Consider the following 3,464-nt stretch of genomic DNA (forward strand, 5'->3'; position numbering starts at 1 on the left):
CGCGCCCGCGACCGGGCCGACCGTGGCGCGTCCGCCCTCGCCCGGCACGAGGAGGCCCGACGGGAGAGCGCCCGCGCGGGCGACCGGGCGCGCGCCGCGATCCGCATGGCCGAGATCGCCAACGCCGTCACGCCGGAGAACTCGCGCGGCGTCACCCTCGGCACCTACGTGCTGCTGCGCCGGTTCGAGGACGTGGTGCAGGCTGCCAACGCGCGGCTGCGCGTCATGTCGAGCGGGCGCTACGAGCTCGAGGTCAGCGAGGAGCGGGAGGCGACCAGCCGGTCCCGGAAGACGGGGCTGGCCCTGCAGATCCGCGACCACGTCGTCGACCGCGTGCGCGAGCCCGCGAGCTTCTCCGGCGGCGAGACCTTCTACGCGTCGCTCAGCCTGGCGCTGGGCCTCGCCGACGTGGTGCAGGCGGAGGCGGGAGGGCTGCAGCTCGGCACGCTCTTCGTCGACGAGGGGTTCGGCACGCTCGACCCGGAGACGCTCGACGCGGTCATGTCCGAGCTCGGGCGGCTCTCCTCCGGCGGGCGCACGGTCGGCATCGTCAGCCACGTGGAGGAGCTGAAGCAGCGGGTGGCCGACCGGATCGAGGTGCGCCGGCGCCCGGACGGGTCATCGACGCTCACGTCCACGGTCTCCGACCCCGCGTGACGCGCCCCGCGGGTCAGCTGAAGGGGTCGCGCCGCTTCGCCGCGAGGTGGCGCCGCCAGTAGAACGCCGCCGCGCCGCCGAGGCCCGCCGCCAGCACGAGGGCCACGACGCCCACGATGCCGAGGCCGCCCCCGGTCTGCGCGGTGACGACGCCGAGCGCCACCATCACGAGGCACGAGCGCAGCAGGATGAAGGCCAGGGACCGGTCGCTCGTCATGCGGCGCCTCTCGGGTGATCGGGTGCGCGCGGGCGGTGCGCGGGGACGAGCCTAGGCGCCCCGGCCGTGCGGATCCGGTGCGCGCTCGGCACGTCGCCCGAGCGCCCGCCGGACGCACGGTGGCCGGGCGACGCAAGCGATCGGGGGACGCCGTTTCGCTCAGTGGATATCCGCTGAGCGACGACCCGCTCTCCCGCGGGGCCGCGCCGAAGCACCCGCAGCCCCGGGGATCCCCGGAGGCGCCCTGCCGCGGGACCACCATGCATGATGAGCGGGAGGGCGGAGACGATCGACGCCGGAGACCGCAGGGACCATGACGACAACGCTGACCCCCATCGGAACGAGGGATCCCTCGCGCCGACCGCGCACGCCGCACGCCGACACCGCCGCGTCCGACGCCGCATCCCTCGTGGATCCGACCGTGGCCGGCACCGCCTCCCTCGGCACCGGGCCGCTCTCGGTCGTCGCCGCCGCCGGCACGGCGATCCTGGGGATGGACGCGGACGACGCGCACCCGACCACGGCATCCGCGACGATCACCGCCCCGGCCGCCCCGGCCGCCCCGGCGGCCCCGGCCGACGCGCTCGCGGCCCCCGACGCCGCGCCGTCCGACGCCCCGGTCGAGCCCTTCCTCCGCGCGGTCATGGCGGGGTCCGACATCGACGAGGCCACCGCGAGCTTCGGCGCCGTGCTCGAAGGGATCCGCTTCGCCCCCGACCGCCGCACCGGCACCTTCTCCTACCGCTACGCCATCCTCGGCGGCGACCGCGTCACCCTGCGCACCTCGCGCATCACGGGCACGCAGTGGGCCGAGAGCCCCCAGCGACCGGAGCACGTCGTCACCTGGTTCCTCGAGGGCAGGATCACGGTCGACCGCGGATCGCGCTCCGTCTCCTCCCAGGGGCAGCTCCCCTTCCTCTTCCCCACCGGACGCCCGTTCCAGTACCAGGCGAGCGCCACCCGTCAGAACTGCGTGCACCTCGACGCGGGCTTCCTCGAGCAGACCGCGACGGAGTTCCACCACGGCCCGGCCCGCCCGCTGCTGTTCGAGCACCGCAGCGTGCCCAGCATCGAGACCGCGACCGTGTGGCGCCGGGCGGTCGCCGCCGCGGCGCCCGTCATCACCGATCCCGACGCCTCCCCGCTGATGCGCCTCGAGGCCGACCTCTCCCTCGCCCGCGCCACCCTGCGCCTGTTCCCGTGGGACGACGTGGAGCTGCCCGACGAGCTCCGGGCGCCGCGCATGGCCCACATCCGCGTGGCCGTGGAGTACCTGCACCACAACGCGCACCTCCCCATCACGCCCGCCGAGGCCGCGGCCGCCGCCGGCATCTCCACGCGCGTGCTCCAGCTGGCGCTGCGCCGCCACCACGGCCAGACCCCCACCGAGTACCTCCGCGGGATCCGCCTGCGCCGGGTGCGCGCGCAGCTCCGGGACGCGACCCCCACCACCACGACGGTCCGCAGCGTCGCCGAGGAGTGGGGCTTCGCCCACCTCGGCCGGTTCGCGGCCTCCTACTCGCAGGCCTTCGGCGAGCTGCCCAGCGAGACGCTGCGGCGCTGATCGCGCGCTCCCGTCGCTAGGGTCGGCACGATGACCGAGGCGATGGAGCGGAGACGGGGACGGGGACGGGGACGGGGCGCGCTGATCGCGGTGCTCGTCGTCGTGGCCGTGCTCGCGGCCCTCTACCTCCTGCGGCTCGGCGCCCTGGCGGTCTCCGCCACCGAGGGCGACGTCCCGGCGGTGTCGGCCATCCCGCTCCCGGAGGGCAGCACGGTGGTCGAGCGCCGCGAGGAGTGCGCATCCGGCGGATGCTGGATCACCGTCTCGGTGCTCCCGCCCGTCGGCACCACCCCGGGCGAGCTCGCGGCCGAGCTGGGCGCGACGCCCCAGGCCCGCCTCCCCGGCACGCCGTGGGACCCGCGCACCGTGTCGCTCCGGGCCGAGGTCCGGGCGGAGCTCCTCGTGATCCAGGCCGACCTGTGGTCGCAGGAGGACGTGCCGTGACGCGCCCCGGCTGCGTGCCCGGGCACCGGCGCTGGAAGCGCGCTGCGTAACTTGCACAGCGGTGTGCAGGATCACTAGCCTGGGTCCATGACCTCCCTCGCCTCCGCACGCGCGCCCCGCAAGGACGCCGCGAGCAACCGCCAGGCCCTCGTCGACGCGGCGGTCGTCGCGCTCGACCGCGACCCCGACGCCTCGCTCGAGACCATCGCCGCCGCCGCCGGCCTGAGCCGCCGCGCCGTCTACGGCCACTTCGCCACGCGCGACGACCTCGTCCGCGAGGTGCTGCAGCGCGGCGCCCGGCGCATCGTCGAGTCGCTGGCGGGCATCACCCACCCCGACAGCCGCATCCACGTCGCGCTCATCGGCGCCCACCTGTGGGCGGAGGTCGAGCAGGTGCGCGTCATGGCGCGGGTCGCCGTGCGCGGGCCCCTCGCCCGCGAGGTCGCCGCCGAGCTCGCGCCCCTGCGCGCCGAGCTGCAGCGCGTCGTCGAGCGCGGCATCGCCGCGGGCGAGCTGCGCGGCGACATCCCCGCCCCCACGCTCGCGCGGCTCGTCGAGGGCGGCGCGCTCGCCGTGCTCGAC

Annotated in this window: 5 protein-coding genes; 4 read left to right on the forward strand and 1 reads right to left on the reverse strand. The window is 76.2% G+C overall.

Annotation, left to right across the window (positions count from 1 at the left end):
* A partial coding sequence (locus Q6969_RS14235; protein WP_317231028.1) for an SbcC/MukB-like Walker B domain-containing protein occupies positions 1 to 657 on the forward strand: 657 nt, incomplete at its 5' end.
* Positions 658 to 670: 13 nt separating this feature from the next.
* On the opposite strand, the gene Q6969_RS14240 is transcribed toward Q6969_RS14235, so the two are convergent.
* Positions 671 to 874, reverse strand: coding sequence for a hypothetical protein (locus Q6969_RS14240; protein WP_317231029.1), 204 nt, complete (start codon positions 872 to 874; stop codon positions 671 to 673).
* Positions 875 to 1,187: 313 nt separating this feature from the next.
* Between Q6969_RS14240 and Q6969_RS14245 the strand changes: the two genes are divergently transcribed.
* The 3 genes from Q6969_RS14245 to Q6969_RS14255 form a co-directional block, all read left to right on the forward strand.
* Entirely contained in the window at positions 1,188 to 2,438 is a 1,251-nt protein-coding gene (locus Q6969_RS14245; RefSeq protein ID WP_317231030.1) for a helix-turn-helix domain-containing protein, read from the forward strand.
* Positions 2,439 to 2,468: 30 nt separating this feature from the next.
* Positions 2,469 to 2,882: a hypothetical protein gene (locus Q6969_RS14250; RefSeq protein ID WP_317231031.1), complete on the forward strand. Its 414-nt coding sequence runs from the start codon at positions 2,469 to 2,471 to the stop codon at positions 2,880 to 2,882.
* An 87-nt stretch (positions 2,883 to 2,969) separates the two neighbouring features.
* The coding region (locus tag Q6969_RS14255; RefSeq protein ID WP_317231032.1) for a TetR family transcriptional regulator at positions 2,970 to 3,464 on the forward strand (495 nt) is incomplete at its 3' end.

The sequence above is a fragment of the Clavibacter sp. MX14-G9D genome, from assembly GCF_032917815.1.
Lineage (GTDB): Bacteria > Actinomycetota > Actinomycetes > Actinomycetales > Microbacteriaceae > Clavibacter > Clavibacter michiganensis_K.

Coding starts and splice junctions, on each gene's coding strand:
- Q6969_RS14250 (WP_317231031.1), top strand. CDS start 2,469: ATGACCGAGGCGATGGAGCGGAGACGGGGACGGGGACGGGGACGGGGC.
- Q6969_RS14240 (WP_317231029.1), bottom strand. CDS start 874: ATGACGAGCGACCGGTCCCTGGCCTTCATCCTGCTGCGCTCGTGCCTC.
- Q6969_RS14245 (WP_317231030.1), top strand. CDS start 1,188: ATGACGACAACGCTGACCCCCATCGGAACGAGGGATCCCTCGCGCCGA.